This window comes from Mycobacterium sp. Aquia_216, assembly GCF_026723865.1.
Lineage (GTDB): Bacteria > Actinomycetota > Actinomycetes > Mycobacteriales > Mycobacteriaceae > Mycobacterium.
The window spans coordinates 2,885,190-2,905,801 of sequence record NZ_CP113529.1 but is presented as its reverse complement, the minus strand read 5'-3'; the positions used below and the strand labels follow the sequence as shown (position 1 = coordinate 2,905,801).

Below are 20,612 nucleotides of genomic sequence, written 5' to 3'. Positions count from 1 at the left end.
GCCTCCCAGGATTCGGCACTTGACTTAGAGTCAACTCTAAGTCGTTGACTATGATCATGCACAACAGCGCACTCGGTGAGCTCAGCGACGCTCGCTACGCCCTGCTCCGTTCGTTTCGGCGCGACGGCACACCCCGGGACACCCCGATCTGGTTCGCGATAGACGGCGACGGATTGGTCTTCCGGACCAAGGTCGGCCCCAAGACCAAGCGGCTCGCGGCCCGCCCCGACATCGAGCTGCGCGCGTGCGACCACCGCGGCCGGGTGCGCCGGGGCGCGGCGACGGTGGCGGGACGCGCCACCCTGCTCTCCGGCGCCGACGCGGAGCGGGCCAATCGGATCCTGCACCGGCGATACGGCTGGCAGTGGAACATCGTCCCGCTGATCAAACTGCCCGGCGTGACCAACGTTCACCGGGATCTGGGCGTCCGGGAGAAGCTGCGCCGGGCGCGCGAACGCGGGGTCTGGGCCGACAGCGTCATCGTCCACGTGCAGCTTTAGGCCCCCGACCGAATGTGAAGCCAGCCGCACGTTCGGGCACAAGTGTGAAGCTGGCCGCGCACTCGGCAAGACAAGCGACGAACGCCTAGCTGCCCAGGCAGCCCGGGCCCAGTAGCTCCTTCAAGTCGCCCATCAGCGCCGGAGACGGTGTCACCCGCAGCGACTGATCGAGCTCCAGCGTGGTGATGCGGTCGCCGCTGATCAGTCGCAGATGCACCTGCGAGGTTCCCGGATGCCGCGCCAGTACCTGCTTGAGCGCGCTCACCTTGTCGATGGTGCACTGCCGGGTGGGCAGGCTGACCGCAATCGGCCGGTTGGGCTGAGCATTGGAAAAGTCCGGCACCACAAGCTCATTGGCGATCAACGAGATCCGGTCGTCGCGGATCGCCACCTTCGCGTTGATCAGCACCACCGCATCGTCGGCGATGTCCGCACCGTAGGCGGAGTACGCGTGCGGGAAGAACATCACCTCGATACCACCGGTCAGGTCTTCCAATTGGGCTGATGCCCAAGGCATTCCGTTCTTGTTGACGCGTCGGTTCACTGAGGCGAGGATGCCGCCCACCCGCACCTGGGTCTCGTTGGCGACGTCGCCGTCCAGTATCGCCGGGATCTGCGTGTCGACCTGAGCGGACAGCAGATGCGCTACCCCGTTGAGGGGATGCCCGGACACGTAGAGCCCCAGCATTTCCCGCTCCAGGGCGAGCTTGTGTTTGTCTTCCCATTCGTCCTCGGGCACCCGGATGGTGAACACGGCGTCCGCGCCGGCATCACCGCCGCCGAACAGGTCGTACTGGCCCATCGCCTCGGCCTTCTTGGTGCCCAGCACCGAGTCGACGGCGTCGGTGTGCACCAGGAACAGACCCTTGCGGGCGTGCCCCAGCGAGTCGAACGCGCCCGCCTTGATCAGCGATTCGGTGACCTTCTTGTTGCACGCCGAGACGTCGATCTTGTTCAGGTAGTCCGAGAAGTCGGTGAATTTGCTTTTCTCGCTGCGGGTTTTGATCAGCGAGCCCACCACGTTGGCGCCCACATTGCGCACCGCGCCCAGGCCGAAGCGGATGTCTTTTCCGACCGAGGCGAAGTTGACCAGCGACTCGTTGACGTCCGGCGGCAGCACCGTGATGCCCAGCTTGCGGCAGTCGGCCAGGTAGACCGCGGCCTTGTCCTTGTCGTCGCCCACCGACGTCAACAGACCGGCCATGTACTCGGCCGGGTAGTTCGCCTTCAGGTAGGCGGTCCAGTAGGAGACCAGGCCGTAACCGGCGGCGTGCGACTTGTTGAATGCGTACCCGGCGAACGGAAGAATGGTGTCCCACAACGCTTTCACCGCTTTTTCGGAGAAGCCGTTGGCGGTCATGCCTTCCTGGAAGCCCTTGTACTCCGCCTCGAGCACCTCAAGCTTCTTTTTGCCCATGGCCTTGCGCAGCGCGTCGGCCTTGCCCATCGTGTAGGAGGCGACCTTCTGGGCGATGAACATGATCTGCTCTTGGTAGACGATCAGGCCGTGGGTCTCGGCCAGGATCTCGCGCAGCGGTTCCTCGAGCTCCGGGTGGATCGGCTTGACGGCCTGGCGGCCGTTCTTGCGATCGGCGTAGTCGTTGTGAGCGTTCATCCCCATCGGTCCCGGCCGGTACAACGCCAGCACGGCGACGATGTCGTTGAACTCGGTGGGCTGCATCCGGCGCAGCAGGTCGCGCATCGGCCCGCCGTCGAGCTGGAACACACCCAGCGTGTCGCCGCGACCCAGCAGCTCGTAGGTGGCCTTGTCGTCGAGGGGCACCGACTCGAGGTCGAGGTCAATTCCCCTGTTGGCCTTGATGTTCTCCAGCGCGTCGCCGATGATCGTCAGGTTGCGCAGACCCAGGAAGTCCATCTTCAGCAGGCCGATGGCCTCGCACGACGGGTAATCCCAACCGGTGATGATCGCCCCATCCTGCGGACGTTTCCACAGCGGGATGGCCTCGGTCAGCGGCTCGCTGCTCATGATCACCGCGCACGCGTGCACGCCGGCGTTGCGGATCAGGCCCTCCAGGCCGCGCGCCGTCTGGTAGATGGTGCGCACATCCGGATCGGTTTCGATCAGGCCGCGCACCTCCGCGGCTTCCTTGTACCGCTCGTGGGCCGGGTCGGTGATGCCGGACAGCGGAATGTCCTTGGCCATGATGGCCGGCGGCAGCGCCTTGGTGATCCGGTCGGCGATCGCGAAGCCGGGCTGCCCGTAGTGGATGCGGGCCGAATCCTTCAGCGCGGCTTTGGTTTTAATGGTGCCGAAGGTGATGACTTGGGCGACCCGGTCGTGGCCCCACTTATCGGCGGCGTAGCGCACCATCTCGCCGCGACGACGGTCGTCGAAGTCGATATCGATATCGGGTGCGGACGGGCGCTCCGGGTTGAGGAAGCGCTCGAAAAGCAGACCATGCGGGATGGGATCGATGTTGGTGATGCCCATTGCGTACGCCACCAGCGAACCCGCCGCCGACCCACGGCCCGGCCCGACCCGGATGTCGACCGAGCGCGCGTAGTTGATCAGGTCGGCGACGATCAGGAAATACGCCGGAAAACCCTTGTCGCAGATGACCTTGATCTCGAATTCGGCCCGGTCGATGTAGTCCTGGGCGACACCGGACGGGAAGCGCCGCTGCAGTCCCGCCATCACCTCGTGGTGCAGCCAGGTCGCCTGGTCGTGTCCTTCGGGCACCGGGAAGACGGGCATCCGGTCGCGTGGCGCCCAGACCTCGTCGTACGGCTGCACACGCTCGGCGATCAGCAGCGTGGAGTCGCAGGCGCCGGGCACCTCGTCGTCCCAGATGCGGCGCATCTCGGCGGCCGACTTCAGGTAGTAGCCGTCCCCGTCGAACTTGAACCGGGTCGGGTCCGACAGTGTCTTGCCGGTCTGCACACACAACAGCGCCTCGTGGTTGTGCGAGTGGTCGCGGGTGACGTAGTGGCAGTCGTTGGTAGCCAGCGGCGGGATGCCGAGCTTGCGGCCGATCTCGAGCAAGCCCTCGCGGACCCGCTGTTCGATGGACAGCCCGTGGTCCATCAGCTCCAGGAAGTAGTTGTCGGCACCGAAGATCTCGCGCCACTTGGCGGCCGACTCCAGTGCCTCGCGGTCATGGCCCAGCCGAAGGCGTGTCTGCACCTCACCCGACGGGCAGCCGGTGGTGGCGATGATGCCGGCCGAGTTTTCCGCGATGAGCTCGGCGTCCATCCGCGACCACTTGCCGAGCTGGCCTTCGAAGGACGCGAACGAGGACAGCTTGAACAGGTTGCGCAGCCCGGTGGCGTTTTCGGCCACCATCGTCATGTGCGTGTAGGAGCCACTGCCCGAGACGTCGTCGGACTTCTGCCCCGGGTCACCCCACAGGATTCGCTTGGTGTCGAAGCGCGAGGCCGGTGCGATGTAGGCCTCGACGCCGATGATCGGCTTGATCCCGACCTTGGTCGCCGCGTTGTAGAACTCGCTGGCGCCGAACATGTTTCCGTGGTCGGTCATCCCGACCGCGGGCATCTCCAGCCGCTGCACCTCCGCGAGCATTGGCGTGATCTTCGCGGCACCATCGAGCATCGAATACTCGGTGTGGTTATGCAGGTGCACGAACGACGACTCGCGCCGAGCGCTCGCGGGAGGAGGTGACGAACCGGTCATAGGGACGCCAGTCTATGACCGACCACCGACGCTTCCTCGGCGTGTCGCGAAGTGTGTCTTGGCGGTTTATCCGTACAGCTCGACGAAGTTCTGCAGCGACTTCTCTACGTCGCCGTTGACGGCGCGCGCCGCCGCCGATCCGACCGGCCCGAACAACGCCCGACCGCCCAGCTCAAGCCGCAAACCAAGGGTCGATCCGTCGCCGGTGGGCAGCACGGTCAGGGTGACGCCGTATTTGGCTCCGCCCTTGCCCGCGCCCGACATCACCAGGGCTTTGGGTGTGCGCTCGGGGCGGCGATTGTGCGCGCAGGGCGCCAAGGACGCGCACTCGTTGGCCCCGGGCGTGGTCAGTTGCTGGGCCCACCGCGGAATCGGTTGCCGATGCGGATTGCGGGCAGCAGCAGGCTGCGGGGCGCGAACCGCCCCCCGCTGCTGACGACCTTGGGCACGACGCCGGGGACGACGGTGCGCTTGCCGGCCACCATCGCCCCGATGGCGGCTTCGGCTACGTCGGCCGGCGACACCTGCGCGGCGGGCACGCTGAACCGGTTGGCATTGGCGATCTCGGCCCACTCGGTGGGCACCGGGCCCGGGCACAGCGACGTCACCGACACCCCCGTCCCGTGCAACTCCTCGTGCACGGCTTCGGAGAATGTCTGCACGAACGCCTTGGTCGCCGAATACACCGCCATGTAGGGAAGCGGCTGAAACGCGGCGATCGACGCGATGTTCATCACCGCTCCGGCGCCGCGCTCGACCATTCCGGGCAGCGCCGCGTGGGTCAGTTCCATCAACACGAGGGCATTGAGGGTGACCTCTTCACTCTCGCGTTCGACCGGCAACTCGTAAAAGACCCCGCTGGTGCCGAATCCGGCGCTGTTGCACAAGCCGGCAATCGGTTCGGCGCGCAGCCGGTCGGCCAATTTCCCGCGCGCCTTGATGTCGCTGAGGTCCAGTGGCATGACCTCGACCGCGACCGAGTGCTCCTCTCCCACGCGATCGGCGATCTCGTCGAGGCGTTCGCGTCGCCGCGCCACCAGCAACAGCGGGAAGCCGCGCCGCGCCAGGCCACGGGCCAGTTCGGCGCCGATGCCCGAGGAGGCACCGGTGATGACAACGGTCGTCTGATTACCGGATTTCGGAAGGCTCATCGCGTCACCAATGGATTCCGCGAGTCGCTTGCACGAACGTCTCGCTTCGCCGATCGAATTCCGATGTGCTGCTTGAGGATTCGCCGCCCTTCGCAGCGTGGGAGTCCTCGAACATGCCGAACGCCCGGTTGCGCACGCGATCCATCACCGCCGGGTTGACGGCATCGGCGACGGCGGCGAATTGCCCGAACGGTGAGCTGGCCCGCCGCGGGCGGTGCACGATCGCGTCGGTGACCACCCCGGCCGCCTGATCCGGGGTCAGCGCGGGGAATTTGTCGTACATCTTGGTCGGGCTGATCATCGGGGTCCGCACCAGCGCCATGTGCACAGTGGTGAATTTGACGTCATCGTTGACCACTTCGGCCTGCAGCGCGTCGCAGAGACTGTCCAGCGCGGCCTTGCTGGCGATGTAGGCGCCGAAACGCGGGGCGCGGGTCTGCACGCCGACGGAAGAGACGTTGATGATCTGGCCGAAACCACGCTCACGCATTCCGGGGATGAACTTCAGGATGAGCTGGACCGCACCCAGGTAGTTCAGTTGCATGGTCCGCTGGTAGTCGTGAATCCGGTCGTAGGACAGTTCCAACGAGCGCCGGATGGACCGACCCGCGTTGTTGATCAGGATGTCGACGCCGCCAAGCTCGGTGAGCACCTTGTCGGCCATTGCGGCGATCGCGTCCATGTCCGTGAGGTCGCATGGGTAGACGTGGGCGACGCCGCCGTCGCTGCGGATCTCGTCGGCGACCTTCTCGAGGTTTTCCGGCGTGCGGGCCACCAGCACCACCTCGCCGCCGGCTTCCGCGATTTTTTTCGCGGCGGCCTCCCCGATTCCCGACGATCCGCCGGTGATCAGAACGGTCTTGCCTTCGACGGCCTCGCTGAGGCTGTGGCCCTGCACCGCATCGAGCAGATTCCTCAGATAGAACGGCCGATATCGGCCGGCCGAGTTGGGGGTATTGATGATGTTGGAGACCATCGCAAATGGCTTTTCCACCAAGTTCGTTAAGTCGCCAAGGTTCATCGGTTGTCGCTCCTGTCGGTGGCAGATGTGACGTGGGTCATACAGCTAACCTAGGGCATTACGCGCCGGCGACGAATCGATGGCCACCATCTGGACCGGGCGAACCGTCTCACCCAGCAGCCGAAGATGCGATCACCCGTCGGCAATCCGCTTGTTACCTCGGGCAATCCGAGCGTGATCGCCGACTAACTGACGAGCAACGCCCGAGTGCTCCCCTGGTTACATGAAACTCCTGGCAACATTCCACAAACCCCCGCCGACAACCATCTACGACCGGATCGGCGGGCACGAGGCGCTCGAAGTCGTCGTCGAAGACTTCTACGTGCGGGTGCTCGCCGACGATCAACTGTCCGGATTCTTCACCGGAACGAACATGAACCGCCTCAAGGGCAAACAGGTGGAGTTCTTCGCGGCCGCTCTCGGCGCGCCGCAGGTCTACAGCGGCGCCCCGATGAAGCAGGTGCACCAGGGGCGCGGCATCACCATGCACCACTTCAGCCTGGTGGCCACGCATTTGGCCGAGGCACTGGCCGCGGCCGGGGTTTCGCCGGCGACGGTGACGGAGATTCTCGGCGTCGTCGCGCCGCTGGCCCCGGATATCGCGTCGGGTGAAGCCAGCACCGCCACCGTCTGAGCCGCGCAGCGCCTAAGAATTTGACGGCGCCCGGGCGTGTCGCTCGCGGTCACCGGGGCACAGCCGGTAGTCAGCACGTATGAGGCTGATCGCTGTCACCGTCGTGGTCATGATTTTGAGCGCCTGCAGCTCGCCACCCAACCAATCAGCCCCCAGCTCGCCGTCGACTACCCCATCCAGCTCTCCGGTCGCGCCGGTGCCGGCGGCGGTCGACTGCACCAAACCGGCGAATTCCGCGCAGCAGCTGATCTGCACCGACTCGCATCTGTTCGACCTCGAACGCCAGCTGCAGGATGCCTATCGCCAGGCACTGGCCCGCCCCGGCGCGGATCAATCCGCCGTGACGGCCGCGCAGACCGGCTTCGCGACGGCCCGCGATGACTGTGCCCACAATGCCGATGTCCACACCTGCGTGCTGGAGGCCTATCAGACTCGGCTGGTGCAGTTGGCCATCGCCGACCCGGCCACCGCGGCCCCACCCGTCGTCACCTACCACTGCCCCGCCGAATCCGGCCCGCTGACCGCTCAGTTCTACAACCAGTTCGCCCCGCCGACCGCGGTGCTCAACTGGAAAGGCACCCAGCAGATCCTGTTCGTCCTGCCGTCCGGCAGCGGCGCGAGGTACGGACGGCAGGGCTCTGAGTATTGGGAACATCAGGGCGAGGTCAAACTCGATTTCAACGGCACCAAATTCGTCTGCACCACGGCGTGATCCCGTCGAGCCCGAGCACACCGGCCCGTCGTTGACGACAATGCCTAGCATGGGCCGCACATTCGAAGATCTGGTCGCAGAAGCCAATTCGGTGTCCGTCGACGGCTGGGATTTCTCGTGGCTGGACGGGCGCGCGACCGAGGAACGACCGTCGTGGGGCTACCAACGACTGATCAGCCGCACTTTCGCGACCGTGTCGGCCGCGCTGGAAATTCAAACCGGCGGCGGCGAGGTGCTGGCCGGAGCGGCGCCCTTCCCGCCGACGATGGTGGCCACCGAGTCCTGGCCGCCCAACGCCGCACTGGCGACCAAGCGGTTGCATCCGCTGGGCGTGGTGATCGTGGAGACTCCCGCCGAGTCGCTGTTGCCGTTCGCCGCCGACGCCTTCGACCTGGTCACCAGCCGGCATCCCAACTCCGTGGTGTGGCCCGAGATCGCTCGGGTGCTGCGCCCGGACGGCACCTACCTGGCCCAACACGTCGGGCCCGGCACCGTGTCCGAGTTGGTAGAACACTTCATCGGACCGCAGCCGGAGGCTTGGGCCCGCCGCCATCCCGACACCGAGCGAGCCGCGGCGCAGGCCGCCGGGCTGCAGATCGTCGACATGCGGATGGAGCGATTGCGGCAGGAGTACTTCGACGTCGGCGCGGTGGTGTACTTCCTGCGCAAGGTGATCTGGTCGGTACCGGACTTCACCGTCGAGCGCTACCTCGATCGGCTGTGGGAACTTCATCACCGCATCGAGGCCGAGGGGCGTTTCGTCGCGCACGCCACGCGGGTTCTCGTCGAAGCCCGCAAGCCCGGCTGATCAGCCGTCGTCGCGCAACACGCCCAGCGCGTGCTGCAGGTCACCCGGATACGGGCTGACGAATTCCACCCACCGCCCGTCGGCCGGATGGGCGAATGCCAGCGACCTTGCGTGCAGCCATTGACGTTCCAGCCCAAGTCTTTTCGCGAGCTTCGGGTCGGCCCCGTAGACCAGGTCCCCACAACACGGATGGTGCAGTGCGGCGAAATGCACCCGAATCTGGTGGGTGCGACCGGTTTCCAGGTGCACGTCGAGCAGGCTGGCGGCGACGAACGCTTCCACGGTGTCGTAGTGAGTGAGGCTGTGCCGGCCGTTCTGGGTGACGGCGAACTTCCACTCCCCGCCGCGGTGCCGCCCGATCGGCGCGTCGATCGTCCCGCTCGACGGATCCGGATGTCCTTGCACCAGAGCGTGATAACGCTTGTCGACGGTGCGCTGTTTGAACGCCCGCTTGAGCAGGGTGTATGCGCGCTCGGAGAGCGCGACCACCATCACCCCGGAGGTGCCCACGTCGAGGCGATGCACGATGCCCTGCCGCTCGTGCACACCCGACGTGCTGATCCGGTAACCCGCGGCGGCCAGGCCGCCGAGCACCGTGGGCCCGCTCCAGCCCACCGAGGCGTGCGCCGCCACCGCCGCCGGCTTGTCGACCACCACGATGTCGTCGTCGGAGTACAGGATCCTCATGCCCTCGATGTCGACCGGGGTGTTCTCCAACGGTGCCGGCGCCTCGGGCAACCGCACCTCCAGCCAGGCGCCGGATGTCAGGCGGTCGGACTTCCCCGCCTGCACACCGTCGAGTTCGACGCCGCCATCCTCGGCGATGGCCGCCACGGCGCTGCGGGACAGGCCGAGCAGGCGTGACAGCCCGGCATCGACACGCATGCCCGCCAATCCCTCCGGAACGGGCATCGAGCGACTGGTCATTTGGATTCGTCGGCGTTGCCCCGGCCCTCGGAGTTCCCGCCGGCTTTGCGCCGTCCTACCGCATCGAAATCGAAGCCGAAAACCGAGAGCACGACGAGCAGGATCGCGCCGCCGACCACCGACGGATCGGCGACGTTGAACACCGGCCACCAGCCCACCGACAAAAAGTCCACGACGTGGCCGCGAAGCGGCCCGGGCGCGCGGAAGAAGCGATCGACCAGGTTGCCCGTCGCGCCGCCGAGGATCATGCCGAGACCCACCGCCCACCAGGGCGATACCAGCCGCCGGCCCATCCAGAAGATCCCGATCACCACACCGGTGGCGATCAGCGTCAACATCCAGGTGTAGCCGGTCGCCATCGAGAACGCGGCCCCGGAATTACGTACCAACGTCCAGGTCACCGTGTCGCCGATGATCGACACGGGCTGCCCGGGGGGCAGCAGTCTGACGGCGAGCACCTTGGTCACGATGTCGAGCGCCAGCACGACGGCCGCCACCGACACCAGCAGCCGCAGCCGCCTCGGGGGTGACTGTGGTGCGGGGGCTTCGGGTTCTGCCACTTCCCCGGACGTTCCAGCCTCCCCCGCTGACGTCACCGGTTCAGCCGATCCTGTTGGTTCTTCGGGCACCTCCCCATCATCCCCTAGCGCCCGGCATGGCCGGGTGCTGCCTCGCCGCCCCGGCGCGTGCGCAATGATTCGCCCATGGGTCGAATCACCGTTATCGCCACCGGCGGCACGATATCGACCAGCACCGGCCCCGACGGCGTGCGCCGTCCCAGCCGCAGCGGAACCGACCTCACCTCGGGCCTCGATGTCGACGTCGTCGACCTGATGGCGGTGGACAGCTCGGAGCTGACGACGGCCGATTGGGATCGAATCAGCGCCGCCGTGCGCGCCGCGGTCGCCGGCGGCGCCGAGGGCGTGGTCGTCGCTCATGGCACCGACACCATGGAGGAGAGCGCGCTGTGGTTCGACCTCACCTACTCCGGTAACTCCCCGGTCGTCCTGACCGGCGCCATGCGCAGCGCCGACGCGCCCGATGCGGACGGCCCGGTCAATCTGCGCGACGCGGTGGCGGTGGCGGCCAGCCCGGCCGCGCGTGGCCTCGGCGTACTGGTGTCGTTCGCCGGCCGGGTGTTGCAGCCGCTGGGCCTGCACAAGAGAGCCACCCAGGATCTGAGTGGCTTCGTCGGTGAGTTGGTCGGCACAACACCAGGCGGCGTGGCGCTGACCGGCGCTAAGACCCGGCCTTACCTCGGTGAGCTGCGAGCCGCCGACGCGCCGAGGGTCGATATCGTCGCGGCATACCTGGGCAGTGACGCGGTGGCGCTGGACGCGTGCGTCGCCGCCGGAGCGCGTGCCGTCGTGCTGGAGGCGCTGGGCTCGGGCAATGCCGGGGTCGCGGTCGTCGACGGGGTGCGCCGCCACTGCCGCGACGGGGTCGTCGTCGCGGTGTCCACGCGGGTGCCGGGCGGCCGGGTCAGCGCGGGCTACGGGCCCGGTCACGACTTGGTCGAAGCCGGCGCCGTGATGGTGCCGCGGTTGCGGCCGCCGCAGGCCCGGGTGCTCCTGATCGCCGCGCTGGCCGCGCAGTTACCGGTCGGCGACGTCATCGCCCGCTGGGGCTGACTCCTGGCTACGCAGCGCGCCCAGGTAGTCCTGCCAGTCCAGGGAATCGATCGGATTGGCACCGACGAGGTCGGCGGTGCCGGCGGGGAACGTCCGGGCCTGACCCGGTCCGCTGCTTCGCGTTTCGAACCGCACGGTGACCACGCCATGGCCTGCGCCCTGCACCCAGCCGTGCCCGAGCTCTCGGTGCTCGACGTCATCGCCCACCCGCCACGGCGCGGCTTCCGGGGCCGGCGCGAACATGGCCTCGGTCGCCGTTTCGAAGGAGTGTTGTGCCTCCGATTCCGGCGGTGAGAGTTCCAGGTCGGGAAACAGCGACCCCTGGCGCACGTCGCTCAGCCCCGAAAACCCCACGCCGAGTAGACGAATGGGCCCGATCTCGCGCGGGTCGAGCAGCAGTCGCCGGGCCACTGCGACCAGCGCGCCGGCCTCGGTTGTCGCGTAGGGCAATGTCGCCGAGCGGGTCAGCGTGCTCATGTCGGATTTCTTCAACTTCACCGTGACAGTGCGCGCGCCACGGCCGTCGCGCAGCAGGCGTTGATGCGCATGCTCGGCGATCGGCTCGATCGCCTCGTGGAGCTGCTCCAGGCTGGTCAGGTCGACGGCGAAGGTGGATTCGGCGCTGATCTGCTTGGCTTCGGCGCGCTCGGCGACGGGGCGATCGTCGATGCCGCGGGCCAGCCGGTGTAGCGCCGGCCCGACCGTCGCGCCCAGGATGTTGGCCACCTCGGCGTCGGTCAACGCGGCCAGCTGCCCGACCGTCTCGATGCCCAGCCGGTTCAGCTTATCCTCGGCGACCGGGCCGATTCCCCACAGCCGCCGCACCGCCAACCCGTCGAGCAGCGACCGTTCCTGCGGGCGCCCGACCACCCGAATGCCGTCGGGTTTGGCCAGCCCGGAGGCGATCTTGGCGATCTGTTTGCCCGAGCCCGCACCCACCGAGGCGATCAATCCGGTCTCGTCGCGCACCCGTCGCCGCAGTCCCTCGCAGAACTTCTCGACGTCGCCCGCCGACGCCCCGGCAAGCTGCGGCGGCTCCCCGAACGCCTCGTCGAAGGACAGCTGCTCGACGATCGGCACCAGAGACCGCACCGCGTCGAACACCCGCCGGCTGGCGATCCCGTAGACCACCCCGCGCGGCGGCAGCACCACCGCGGTAACACCGATCATTCGGCGGGCCTGATGCATGGGCATGGCCGACCGTGCCCCGTACACCCGCGCCTCGTAGCTCGCGCCGGCCACCACCCCCCGGCCGCCCAACCCGCCGACCAGCACCGGCCGACCACGCAGGGTGGGCCGGGTCAGCTGCTCCACGGAGGCGAAGAACGCGTCCATGTCCAGGTGCAGCACCCAGCGCGACTCCACCCGATAAATGCTATTGCGCAACTGGGCTAACGTTTTCCACATGGCCATGAACCTCGCGCACCGACGGATCTGCAGCTCCGATAAGTGGGCTAAAGCAGTCCAGGACGATCTGCTGCCCTGGGCGCTGGCCGATGTAGACCTGGGCGACAACACGCTGGAAATCGGGCCGGGTTACGGCGCGATCCTGAAGGTGCTGGTCGACAAGACGCCGAAACTCACCTCGGTCGAGATCGATACCCCGATGGCGCAGCGACTACAGCGGCTGTACGGTGACCGGGCGCGAATCATCAACGGCGACGCCACCAAGACCGGATTACCGGCCGACGAGTTCAGCTCGGTGGTGTCGTTCACGATGCTGCATCACGTCCCAACCGTCGAACTGCAGGACCGGTTGTTCGCCGAGGCTTTCCGGGTGCTTCGCCCCGGTGGCGTTTTCGCTGGCAGCGACAGCGTGACGTCGCTGCGCTTCCGCATTCTGCATTTCCGCGACACCTGCAACACGGTGTCGCCCGACACCCTGCCGGATCGCTTGCGCGCAGCGGGATTTAGCGATGTCGAGGTCGAGGTCCGCGACGGCAGGCTGCGCTGGCGTGCGGTCAAGTCTTAATTGTCCGCGAGCGTAACGCCGCAGCGAAAACTCATCCAGATTTCGCTGCGGCGTTACGCTCGGCGCGGGCCTAGCCGGTGAGTTGTTGCGGCTGCTCTTTGGCCCACTCGATGTAGCGGTCGATCCCTGCCCAGATGTCGACGATCGGTGCAAAGCCGATGCTTTGCGCGACGGCGATGCTGGCCGGGAATCGACTCACTTCTCCCGGTCGCGCGGGACCGTTGACCACCCGGGTGCCGAATCTCGTGGCGATGTATTCGGCGATGTCGCGCACGCGGGTGTTCGTGCCGCTGGCGAAGTTGATGGCGCGACCCTGCAGGTCGGGGGTCTGCAACACCAGCCGGTATGCCGCTACCGCATCGCTGACATGCAGGTAGTCCCGTGTCGCGGTGCCGTCCCCGAAGACGGTGAGATCCTGCCCCGCGATGGCGCGGCGCACCAGGATCGGAATCAGGGCACCGAAGGCGCCGCTTTTCTGTCGCTCGCCGAAGATGTTGAAGGGACGAACCATCGTGACATCCACGCCGTACGAGCGGAAATAGGAGTAACAGAGCCGATCGGCGGCTGCCTTCGACGAGGCGTACGGACTGTTCGGTCTCAGTTCGGCCGTTTCGTCCAGCAGCGCATCCGGGCCGAGGCTGTGGCCGTCCCCATACACCTCACAGGTCGACGCGAAGATGACCCGCGACCCGTGTTCACGCGCGGCCTCAAGAACGTGGTAGGTGCCCATCACATTGGTCTCGAGAAAGCTTTTCGGGTCGTCGAGTGATTTGTCCACGTTGACGTTCGCCGCGAGATGGAAAATGACGTCGTGGTCACGCGCCGTCTTGCTGATCAATTCCCAATCGGTGACCGAGCCGAACACGATGTCCGCCAATTCGTTCGACTCGAAAATACGCAGGTTCCGTTTGGCGGCAACGGACAACGTGTTGAGGACGGTCACGTGGTGTCCCATGGTGAGCAGGGCCTCCGACAGATGACTGCCCTGGAAGCCCGCCCCGCCAGTTACCAGAATTCTCACCGCACGCCGCTCCCCGTTATGTGGGTCCTGTGCCGCATCCTAGCCACTGCACCGGCCGAATATTGTCGCTAACGCTAAATCAGTGAAGTGAACGATGGTCGCCGCGAATTGGCGGTACGTTGTGAATGGCCCAATGAGCGCTCAGGTTTCACGAAACAAGGAACATCACGTGTGTTCGTCGCATGCCGCTGTCGACGCTTCTGAACTCGAGGAGCAAGTCGCGTCGTGGTCCGCTCACCCCGCGCTGGCGGAGCTGGTCGGTGTCTTCGGCGGCGCCGTCCCGCCGGGACTGAGCCTGCGTGACCGATTGGCGTTCCTGGACGAATTCAGCGACGCGTGGGACTACCGGGGCCGGGCCCGCGCAACCGCCGCGGAACGGCTCAGCAGTCAGGACGCCGCGGGGGCGGCCAGGTGGCTGATTCCCCGGTCGACCCTGCCCGCCGCGCAGCTGGACAGGATCGACGCGGCCGTCGCCGCATTGGGCCTTACGAACGAAACCCGGCCCGAGCGAACCGATTTCGACCACATCCTGGTGATCGGTGGCGCCCGATACACCAACCGGCTTCGAGCCCACTACGCACGCGAGATGGCCACCGGTCGGCGGATCGGCCACGTGGTGCTGGCCGCCGCGTCCCGGCCAGTGCTCGACTCCGAGCAGGACGCGATCGACGCGTGCGCCCCGGGGGCGCGCACCGAATTCGAGCTGATGACCGCGGGCGCAGCCGACGCGTTCGGGCTCGACACCCGCGAACTGGTGGAGCACACGCGCGAGCGGGTCGGTCAGCCCCAGGGCGACGAGACGGTATGGCGCTTCGCACCGGACAGCAACGAACTCGGCGTGCCGATCACGCTGCTCGAGACGCCGTCGCCGGACCCGGACAAGCGCCGGGCGAACTCCGCGGACACCTACACCTTCGCCGCGCAGACGGTGGGCATGCGCGGCTCGTCATGCCTGATTGTGACCGGCCAACCCGTGGGCCGCTACCTGCACTTCGAGGCGCTGCGGTCGTTGGCGCTGCCATTCGGGATACGGGTGGAGTCAGCAAGTTTCGGCGTCGACCGCTACAACAGGCTCGGCGCAAAAGACGAGCAGCATCACGCCAAGGTGCTGCAGGAGGTCCGCTCGGCGATTCGGTCCGCCCGCGGCCTGGTGGAACAGCTCACCCGGTGATCGTGCACGGCGACGACGGCGGAAAGGGTTCCCGACACCGGTCGCGGACGCCCCGCCGGAGGCCACGGCTGCAGCACCATGTTCGCCAGATACCGCACCGGACCCGGGGCCGAACATCCTCGCCGTTGTGAACACGGAACACGCCCAGAATCCGCAACAATGCCTCCGCCGAGTGATCTCAGGTACCGGACGCTACCCCTTTTCGTGATATATACAACACGATTTTTGTCGCACAAGCTGCCGGATCGCTTGCGGCCAGCGGGCTTTCGTGACGGGATCCGCAACGGCGGCACTGCCGGCACAGTGTCAAGGGGTACAACGGTGATATGCCCACTGTGTCGACTGAACCCTCGCCATCGTCCGACCGCCAGCCGCACCTGCTCCGTGAGGTCGCGGAGTCCTTCGGAGTGGACGCCGATCGCTACGACCGGGCCAGGCCCAGGTATCCCGACGCTTTGATACAGCGCGTGATCGCCGCGAGCCCCGGCACCGAATTTCTGGACGTCGGCTGCGGCACCGGAATCGGAGCGCGGCAGTACACGGCGGCCGGTGTCACGGTGCTCGGCGTCGACCCGGACGCCCGGATGGCCGAGGTTGCCCGTCGGAGCGGCATCGAGGTCGAGATCGGCAACTTCGAAACCTGGGACCCGAGCGGCCGGACTTTCGACGCGGTCGTCGCCGGGCAGGCCTGGCACTGGGTGGACCCCGTACTGGGTGCCGCCAAGGCCGCACAGGTGCTGCGGCCACACGGACTGTTGGCGCTTTACTGGCATGTTTTCGACCCGCCCGGCGAGGTGGGCCGGGTCTTCGATGAGGTCCTGCAGCGCGTGGCGCCCGACGCACCACTTCAGACGCCCGGCACCGCACTGCAAGAGGCGAATCTCAACCGGGCCGTGGAGGGCGTCCGTAGTGCCGGCGGCTTCGCCGAACCCGAGCAGTGGCGGTTCGAATGGCAGCGGCGGTACACGCGCGACGAATGGCTGGACCATCTGGCCACCACCGGCCAGCTCACCCTGCTCGGGCCGGACGAGGTCGCGGCCGTGCGGGAAGCCGTGGGAGCCGTCGTCGACTCGCTCGGCGGCGCCTTCACCATGGACTACGTCACCCTGGCGGCCGCCGCGACCCTAGCCTGATGTCGCCCGCGCGCTAACCACCCATCCGCGAGACTGCAACTGCCGACGGGTCTTCTCGAGAATGCGTCGTGGAAGACAGTTTCGCGGTCAGAGTTTGGCGATACTCACGCGGACGCCGTCGCCGATGGCGACGGCCTCCGGTGCCGGTTCGCCGAACTCGAAGCTAGTGGCGAGTATCTCCCCCGCGATCAGGTCGCGATGCGTCTGCGCCCAGTCAAATCGTTCGGCCGGCACCGACATGACCACGCGGATGCGATCGGAGACATCCAGCCCGGTCTTCTTCCGTAACTCCTGCAGCTCGCGGATCCGGTCTTTGGCCCAACCCTCGGCCTCCAGCTCCGGAGTCACCGTGCCGTCCAGGACCACCAAACCGGCTCCCCCGGGCAGCGCCGCGGTGAACTCGGGATCGGCGGCCACCAGCCGCGAGCTGTACTCCTCGGGTTGCAGCACCGCGGGACCGGCGGTCAGAGTGCCGTCCGGGTTGACGACGCCGTCGCCGGCCTTGACCGCCTTGATCGCGGCTTGCACGCCCTTGCCCAGGCGTGGCCCGGCGACGCGGGCGTTGACGGTCAGCTCAAAGCGTCCGTAGGTGTCAATCGCGTCGGTCAGCTCCACGCTCTTGACGTTGAGCTCGTCGGCGATCAGATCGGTAAACGGCTGCAGCCGTTGCGGGTCTTCCACTGCCACAGTCAATTTCGACAACGGCAGCCGCACCCGCAGCTTCTTCGCCTTGCGCAGCGACGAAGCGGCCGAGCACACCTCGCGAACCTGATCCATCGCGGCAACCAAGTCGGGGTCCGCGGGCAGCTCGTCGGCGTGCGGCCAGTCGGTCAGGTGCACCGACCGCTCACCGGTGAGGCCGCGCCAGATGATTTCGGTGATCAACGGGAGCAGCGGCGCGGCCAGCCGAGAAGTGACCTCCAGCACGGTGTGCAGGGTGTCGATGGCGTCGCTGTCTTCTTCCCAGAACCGCGAACGTGACCGTCGCACATACCAATTCGTCAGCGCCTCGGTGAACTGGCGTAGCTGCTCGCAGGCCCCGGAGATGTCGCACACCTCCAGCGACCCGGTGAGCTCGTCGCGCAGCACGGCGAGTTTGGCCAGAATGTAGCGATCCAGCACGTGTGTCGAATCGGTGCGCCAGGCACCGACTTTCGGTGCGTACAGCGAAAGGAAGCTGTAGGCGTTCCACAGCGGCAGCAGAACCTGCCGCACCCCGTCGCGGATGCCCTGCTCGGTGACGATCAGGTTGCCACCGCGCAGGATCGGCGAGGCCATCAGGAACCACCGCATCGCATCCGAGCCGTCGCGGTCGAACACCTCGCTGACATCCGGGTAGTTGCGCAGCGACTTGCTCATCTTCTGGCCGTCTGATCCGAGCACGATCCCGTGTGCCACACAAGTTTTGAATGCAGGACGGTCGAACAGCGCGGTGGCCAGCACGTGCAGCGTGTAGAACCAGCCTCGGGTCTGCCCGATGTACTCCACGATGAAATCACCCGGATAGTGCCCACCTTGTCCCGCCGCCCCGCCCGCGAACCAATCCGCGTTCTCGAACGGGAAGTGCACCTGGGCGTACGGCATCGAACCCGAGTCGAACCACACGTCGAGCACATCGGGGATGCGCCGCATCGTGCTACGGCCGGTTGGATCGTCCGGGTTGGGCCGGGTGAGCTCGTCGATGTAGGGCCGGTGCAAATTGGTGGGCCGCACCCCGAAGTCGCGCTCCAGCTCGTCAAGGCTGCCATAGACGTCGATGCGCGGGTAGGCCGGGTCGTCGGATTTCCATACCGGAATCGGGGTGCCCCAGTAGCGGTTTCGCGAGATCGACCAGTCGCGGGCGCCCTGCAACCACTTGCCGAACTGGCCGTCCTTGACGTGCTCGGGGTACCAGGTGATCTGCTGGTTCAGTTCCACCATGCGATCCCGGAATTCGGTAACCGTGACGAACCACGACGAAACCGCCCGGTAGATCAGCGGATTGCGGCATCGCCAGCAGTGCGGGTAGGGGTGCTCGTAGGTTTCGTGGCGGACCAATACCGGCTGGTTGACCGACACCGGCCCGCTCTGGTTCTTCAGGTCGCGGATGATCTGCGCGTTGGCGTCGAAGACGTGCTGCCCGCGGTAATCGGGGACGGTGACGTCGAAGCGGCCCTTGGAATCGACCGGGGTGACCGGCACGATGCCCACCTTGTCGGTGGTCGCCATGTCGTCCTCGCCGTAGGCGGGCGCCATGTGCACGATCCCCGTGCCGTCGTCGGTGGTCACGAAATCGCCAGGCAGCACTACAAACGCCCTGTCGGTGTCCATGAAATATGGGAACGGCGGCAGATAGCGGGTGCCCAGCAGGTCAGTGCCCGAGTAGCTGCCGAGTATTTCGGGTTCTTCGCCCAATTCGCGGGCATAGGCGGCCAGCCGCGCCTCGGCGAGCACGAACCGCCGGTCCCCCACTTTCACCTGTGCGTAGGTCACGTCCGGGTTGACGGCAACGGCCAGGTTGGACGGCAGCGTCCACGGCGTGGTCGTCCACACCAGCAGGTAGGCACCGTCCAGCTCGCCGCCCGCAACCTTGAAACCCACCGTGACCGCCGGGTCCTGGCGGCTCTGGTAGACGTCGTCGTCCATCCGCAATTCGTGGTTGGACAACGGGGTTTCGTCGCGCCAGCAGTACGGCAACACCCGGTAGCCCTCGTAGGCCAGGCCCTTGTCCCACAACTGCTTGAACGCCCAGATGACCGACTCCATGTAGGGGAGATCGAGTGTCTTGTAGTCGTTGTCGAAGTCGACCCAGCGGGCCTGGCGGGTGACATAGGCCTGCCATTCGTTGGTGTAGCGCAACACCGATTCCCGGCAGGCTTCGTTGAACGCGGCGATGCCCATGTCGTCGATCTGAGACTTGTCGGTGATGCCCAGTTGCCGTTCGACTTCGAGTTCGGCGGGCAGGCCGTGGGTGTCCCAGCCGAACCGGCGGTCCACCCGATAACCGCGCATTGTGCGGTACCGCGGCACAATGTCTTTCACGTAGCCGGTCAGCAGATGCCCATAGTGCGGGAGCCCGTTGGCGAAGGGCGGCCCATCGTAGAACACGTACTCTTCGGCGCCGTCGCGCTGGGCGATGCTGGCCCGGAAGGTGTCGTCGTCGGCCCAGTAGTCGAGGACCTCGAGTTCCAGCGCCGGGAAGTCGGGTGCTCCCCCGGCCAGCTTCGGATAAGCCCTGGCGTCAGCGTTTTCGGTCACGGTGCGCATCGTCTCCTGCGTGCCTACGGTCAGGCCGGGGACGAAGTCGCGCTACCTGCGCGAGCACCGCGGTACCACCCCGCTTGCCGCGCTCACGCGTGGCCGCTCGATTGAGGCTGTGACGGGCCTACCCGTTCGGGTCTACTGGGCTGCCCCGATCGCGGAGCGGGCTGTTCTTCCGAAGGCTCCCCGGTGATGGCCGGATCAATGCCGCTCCACTTTACCGCGAGACCGCAACTGCCGACGCAAGCACCGAGTCGGAACGTCGGCAGATGCAGTCTCGCGGTAGGCAAGGCGAGCTCACGCCTTGACCTCGAGCACTCCAACACGCAACAGGGCCGCGTAAACGTGGCGCACCGGGTAGGCCAACAGGATCGCAACCCCGTCGACGATCGGGTCGTGGCCGAGGCCGAACGGCACGGCGTCGGCGGGCCGGGCGGCCTTCTTGGGCGCGGGGGCCTGCGTGGGGGTGGTGTCACGCACCACGCGCAGGTTGCGGGCGGGCGCTACGGCAACTACTTCGTCGAAGAGTACTGCGGTCATGATCGTCTCCTACCGGAATTGCAAACGGGTTATGACTGGACTTTGAGGTGTCCCGTCCCGTAACGGTTCCGATCCGAGAACGCTTGAGCGGTAAGTCGATTCGTGTGCGGTCTGCTAGCTCAAGGCGTCGGGCCGGAGGTCGGATTGGGACGGAGCGTGCCCCGGATATCCATCCGGACTGCCACTGGAACTCATGCGTCCCTCACCTCCTCTACAGCCACGACGCGTGCGGTTACCCGCGCCCATTGCGCGCACCGAAAGGAGTTCAGAATCCGGCGACCGCCGGAAATCCGCACCCCTCTCGTCAGAGCTTTGGCACCACACGACGTGTCCGGAACTCCGGAAGCCACTTGGACTCAACCCTTAAGCCGGGAGGAGCTGTCCTGACCCGGGGCGTCTTTCGACGTTCGGGGTCAGTGGCCTGTGTTCGTGTAGCCGCCTCACCTAACGAGGTGCTGTCGTAAATACTGCATGAGGGGCCCAGCCCGGTCAATGTGAT

17 protein-coding genes, 1 pseudogene and 1 riboswitch are annotated in these 20,612 nt (G+C 66.6%); of the genes and pseudogenes, 8 read left to right on the top strand and 10 right to left on the bottom strand.

Translation table 11 applies throughout. The features are described 5' to 3' along the window. Positions 1–56 precede the first annotated feature (56 nt). On the top strand, positions 57–500 hold the full coding sequence (locus OK015_RS13550) for a PPOX class F420-dependent oxidoreductase (protein WP_268132174.1): 444 nt from the start codon (positions 57–59) through the stop codon (positions 498–500). Between the two features lie 85 nt (positions 501–585). On the opposite strand, the gene dnaE is transcribed toward OK015_RS13550, so the two are convergent. The 4 genes and pseudogenes from dnaE to OK015_RS13530 all read right to left on the bottom strand — a co-directional run bounded on the left by dnaE (position 586) and on the right by OK015_RS13530 (position 6,324). After that, the gene (gene dnaE / locus OK015_RS13545) at positions 586–4,152 is read right to left on the bottom strand and encodes a DNA polymerase III subunit alpha (RefSeq protein WP_268132172.1); all 3,567 of its coding nucleotides are present in this window, start codon (positions 4,150–4,152) and stop codon (positions 586–588) included. 66 nt (positions 4,153–4,218) lie between these two features. Further along, a pseudogene (locus OK015_RS13540) lies at positions 4,219–4,416 on the bottom strand (SRPBCC family protein); the annotation flags it as partial. Between the two features lie 83 nt (positions 4,417–4,499). Further along, on the bottom strand, positions 4,500–5,303 hold the full coding sequence (locus OK015_RS13535) for an SDR family NAD(P)-dependent oxidoreductase (RefSeq protein ID WP_268132170.1): 804 nt from the start codon (positions 5,301–5,303) through the stop codon (positions 4,500–4,502). A gap of 4 nt (positions 5,304–5,307) precedes the next feature. Then, the gene (locus tag OK015_RS13530) at positions 5,308–6,324 is read right to left on the bottom strand and encodes an SDR family NAD(P)-dependent oxidoreductase (RefSeq protein WP_268132168.1); all 1,017 of its coding nucleotides are present in this window, start codon (positions 6,322–6,324) and stop codon (positions 5,308–5,310) included. A gap of 223 nt (positions 6,325–6,547) precedes the next feature. On the opposite strand from OK015_RS13530, the gene OK015_RS13525 reads away from it, so the two are divergent. The 3 genes from OK015_RS13525 (at position 6,548) to OK015_RS13515 (ending at position 8,478) form a co-directional block, all read left to right on the top strand. Then, positions 6,548–6,958: a group I truncated hemoglobin gene (locus OK015_RS13525; RefSeq protein ID WP_268132167.1), complete on the top strand. Its 411-nt coding sequence runs from the start codon at positions 6,548–6,550 to the stop codon at positions 6,956–6,958. Between the two features lie 79 nt (positions 6,959–7,037). After that, positions 7,038–7,670, top strand: coding sequence for a lysozyme inhibitor LprI family protein (locus OK015_RS13520; protein WP_268132164.1), 633 nt, complete (start codon positions 7,038–7,040; stop codon positions 7,668–7,670). Between the two features lie 49 nt (positions 7,671–7,719). Next, a complete protein-coding gene (locus tag OK015_RS13515) occupies positions 7,720–8,478 on the top strand; it encodes a class I SAM-dependent methyltransferase (RefSeq protein ID WP_268132162.1) in 759 nt (252 codons plus the stop codon). On the opposite strand, the gene OK015_RS13510 is transcribed toward OK015_RS13515, so the two are convergent. Both OK015_RS13510 and lspA read right to left on the bottom strand, forming a co-directional pair. Further along, positions 8,479–9,405 (bottom strand): RluA family pseudouridine synthase, encoded by a 927-nt coding sequence (locus tag OK015_RS13510; protein ID WP_268132160.1) that lies wholly within the window; start codon positions 9,403–9,405, stop codon positions 8,479–8,481. Then, a complete protein-coding gene (lspA, locus tag OK015_RS13505) occupies positions 9,402–10,034 on the bottom strand; it encodes a signal peptidase II (RefSeq protein ID WP_268132158.1) in 633 nt (210 codons plus the stop codon). Before lspA ends, OK015_RS13510 begins: the two co-directional genes overlap by 4 nt. Before the next feature lie 75 nt (positions 10,035–10,109). On the opposite strand from lspA, the gene OK015_RS13500 reads away from it, so the two are divergent. Further along, positions 10,110–11,036 carry an asparaginase gene (locus OK015_RS13500; RefSeq protein WP_268132156.1) on the top strand — a complete coding sequence of 309 codons (927 nt, stop codon included), beginning with the start codon at positions 10,110–10,112 and terminating at the stop codon, positions 11,034–11,036. Here the strand turns inward: OK015_RS13500 and OK015_RS13495 are convergent. Continuing rightward, positions 11,001–12,401 (bottom strand): DNA polymerase IV, encoded by a 1,401-nt coding sequence (locus tag OK015_RS13495; protein ID WP_442791251.1) that lies wholly within the window; start codon positions 12,399–12,401, stop codon positions 11,001–11,003. The two genes, OK015_RS13500 and OK015_RS13495, sit on opposite strands and share 36 nt — an antisense overlap. Before the next feature lie 40 nt (positions 12,402–12,441). Between OK015_RS13495 and OK015_RS13490 the strand changes: the two genes are divergently transcribed. Further along, entirely contained in the window at positions 12,442–13,008 is a 567-nt protein-coding gene (locus OK015_RS13490; protein ID WP_268132154.1) for a class I SAM-dependent methyltransferase, read from the top strand. Between the two features lie 70 nt (positions 13,009–13,078). Here OK015_RS13490 and OK015_RS13485 read toward each other — a convergent pair whose 3' ends face one another. After that, positions 13,079–14,029: a dTDP-glucose 4,6-dehydratase gene (locus OK015_RS13485; RefSeq protein WP_268132151.1), complete on the bottom strand. Its 951-nt coding sequence runs from the start codon at positions 14,027–14,029 to the stop codon at positions 13,079–13,081. 133 nt (positions 14,030–14,162) lie between these two features. Between OK015_RS13485 and OK015_RS13480 the strand changes: the two genes are divergently transcribed. After that, positions 14,163–15,200, top strand: coding sequence for a hypothetical protein (locus OK015_RS13480; RefSeq protein ID WP_268132150.1), 1,038 nt, complete (start codon positions 14,163–14,165; stop codon positions 15,198–15,200). Positions 15,201–15,526: 326 nt separating this feature from the next. Further along, positions 15,527–16,333 carry a class I SAM-dependent methyltransferase gene (locus OK015_RS13475; protein ID WP_268132148.1) on the top strand — a complete coding sequence of 269 codons (807 nt, stop codon included), beginning with the start codon at positions 15,527–15,529 and terminating at the stop codon, positions 16,331–16,333. Between the two features lie 87 nt (positions 16,334–16,420). On the opposite strand, the gene ileS is transcribed toward OK015_RS13475, so the two are convergent. Together ileS and OK015_RS13465 are read right to left on the bottom strand one after the other, a co-directional pair. Continuing rightward, positions 16,421–19,579, bottom strand: coding sequence for an isoleucine--tRNA ligase (ileS, locus tag OK015_RS13470; RefSeq protein WP_442791250.1), 3,159 nt, complete (start codon positions 19,577–19,579; stop codon positions 16,421–16,423). Between the two features lie 291 nt (positions 19,580–19,870). Beyond that, positions 19,871–20,113 carry an Rv1535 family protein gene (locus OK015_RS13465; RefSeq protein ID WP_268132143.1) on the bottom strand — a complete coding sequence of 81 codons (243 nt, stop codon included), beginning with the start codon at positions 20,111–20,113 and terminating at the stop codon, positions 19,871–19,873. A 289-nt stretch (positions 20,114–20,402) separates the two neighbouring features. Continuing rightward, a riboswitch (M-box (ykoK) riboswitch) is annotated at positions 20,403–20,572 on the bottom strand. Positions 20,573–20,612 lie beyond the last annotated feature (40 nt).

Excerpts from the sequence above, each read along its gene's own strand:
- OK015_RS13550 (WP_268132174.1), top strand. The coding sequence starts at position 57 with ATGCACAACAGCGCACTCGGTGAGCTCAGCGACGCTCGCTACGCCCTG.
- dnaE (WP_268132172.1), bottom strand. The coding sequence starts at position 4,152 with ATGACCGGTTCGTCACCTCCTCCCGCGAGCGCTCGGCGCGAGTCGTCG.
- OK015_RS13535 (WP_268132170.1), bottom strand. The coding sequence starts at position 5,303 with ATGAGCCTTCCGAAATCCGGTAATCAGACGACCGTTGTCATCACCGGT.
- OK015_RS13530 (WP_268132168.1), bottom strand. The coding sequence starts at position 6,324 with ATGAACCTTGGCGACTTAACGAACTTGGTGGAAAAGCCATTTGCGATG.
- OK015_RS13525 (WP_268132167.1), top strand. The coding sequence starts at position 6,548 with ATGAAACTCCTGGCAACATTCCACAAACCCCCGCCGACAACCATCTAC.
- OK015_RS13520 (WP_268132164.1), top strand. The coding sequence starts at position 7,038 with ATGAGGCTGATCGCTGTCACCGTCGTGGTCATGATTTTGAGCGCCTGC.
- OK015_RS13515 (WP_268132162.1), top strand. The coding sequence starts at position 7,720 with ATGGGCCGCACATTCGAAGATCTGGTCGCAGAAGCCAATTCGGTGTCC.
- OK015_RS13510 (WP_268132160.1), bottom strand. The coding sequence starts at position 9,405 with ATGACCAGTCGCTCGATGCCCGTTCCGGAGGGATTGGCGGGCATGCGT.
- OK015_RS13500 (WP_268132156.1), top strand. The coding sequence starts at position 10,110 with ATGGGTCGAATCACCGTTATCGCCACCGGCGGCACGATATCGACCAGC.
- OK015_RS13490 (WP_268132154.1), top strand. The coding sequence starts at position 12,442 with ATGGCCATGAACCTCGCGCACCGACGGATCTGCAGCTCCGATAAGTGG.
- OK015_RS13480 (WP_268132150.1), top strand. The coding sequence starts at position 14,163 with ATGAGCGCTCAGGTTTCACGAAACAAGGAACATCACGTGTGTTCGTCG.
- OK015_RS13475 (WP_268132148.1), top strand. The coding sequence starts at position 15,527 with ATGCCCACTGTGTCGACTGAACCCTCGCCATCGTCCGACCGCCAGCCG.
- ileS (WP_442791250.1), bottom strand. The coding sequence starts at position 19,579 with ATGCGCACCGTGACCGAAAACGCTGACGCCAGGGCTTATCCGAAGCTG.
- OK015_RS13465 (WP_268132143.1), bottom strand. The coding sequence starts at position 20,113 with ATGACCGCAGTACTCTTCGACGAAGTAGTTGCCGTAGCGCCCGCCCGC.